This is a genomic window from Pseudonocardia asaccharolytica DSM 44247 = NBRC 16224, assembly GCF_000423625.1.
Lineage (GTDB): Bacteria > Actinomycetota > Actinomycetes > Mycobacteriales > Pseudonocardiaceae > Pseudonocardia > Pseudonocardia asaccharolytica.
Window position 1 is genome coordinate 1 of record NZ_AUII01000074.1, and the last position, 1,077, is coordinate 1,077.

Here is a 1,077-nt window from a genome sequence, read left to right on the forward strand (position 1 = left end):
GCGAGCCGCGTCAGTGTGCCCTCCAGCGTCCCGATCGACCGGAACACGGCCGCCAGCTCGGGCGGCGCGGTGAGGCCGTGGCGCGCGGTGAGGCCGAGCAGCTCACCGAACACGCCGGCGTCCAGCGTCGAACCGGGGCCGAGGCTGCGGGCCATGAAGAGGCTGCGGGCCATGAAACTGCCCATCGCGCGCTGCAGCGCGCGCTCGTCGAGGCCCTCGGGCGTGCCCACGAGCTCCAGCAGCGCGGCGACGACCGGTACCGGATCGCCCCTGTCGATCGCCATCAGCAGCTGCTGCAGGCTTTCGCGCATCGCCGCGTCGAGCCTGCCGACGGAGCCGTAGTCGAGCAGCCCGAGCCGGGCGGGGCCATCGGGTTCGGCGGGGTCGAGCAGCAGGATGTTGCCCGGATGCGGGTCGGCGTGGAAGACCCCGTCGAGCAGGATCTGGCCCAGCAGGCAGTCGAGCAGGGCGGCCGTGAGCGCCGCGGTGTCCGGGCCGGGCGGGACGGCATCGATCGACGTTCCGCGGAAGCGCTCCATCACCAGCATCCCGCGGGTGCACAGCGCCGACTCCAGCCGCGGCGGCTCGACCGGGACCCCGTTCCGCGCCGACCCGACCGCCACCGCGGCGATGTTGCGCGCCTCGACCCGGAAGTCGAGCTCCTCGCGCAGCGACGCGGCGAACCCGTCCGACAGCGCGACGATGCCGAGCGAGCGGCCCCACCGGGTGGACCGCTGCAGCCGTCGCGCGATCCGGTCGACGATGTCGAGGTCGTTCCCCACGACCTGGGCGATCCGTGGGCGCTGCAGCTTGACGACGACCTCGCGCCCGTCGGGCATCCGGCCCACATGCACCTGGGCCATCGACGCGGCCGCCAGTGGCTCACGGTCGATCTCGGCGAACACCTCGGCCGGCTCCCGGCCGAGCTCCGCGGTCAGCGTCGCGGCCAGCTCGTCCCACGGCACCGGGCTCGCGGCGGACCTCGGAGCAGCGCAGCAGGTACTTGCCGTCCAGGTTCGCCTCGGCGTTGATCTTCTTCTTGTCGATGCGCAGCAGGCCGCCGGGGGTGAGGCGCAG

General features: G+C 73.7%; 2 protein-coding genes. Both read right to left on the reverse strand.

Annotation, left to right across the window (positions count from 1 at the left end):
* Positions 1–965, reverse strand: a 965-nt coding sequence (locus tag G567_RS31440; protein WP_161631763.1) for an ABC1 kinase family protein, incomplete at its 3' end; no start/stop codon positions are given.
* Positions 883–1,077 (reverse strand): hypothetical protein (locus G567_RS35790; protein ID WP_211224074.1); only part of this gene is annotated, 195 nt, incomplete at its 5' end. The genes G567_RS31440 and G567_RS35790, both read right to left, overlap by 83 nt.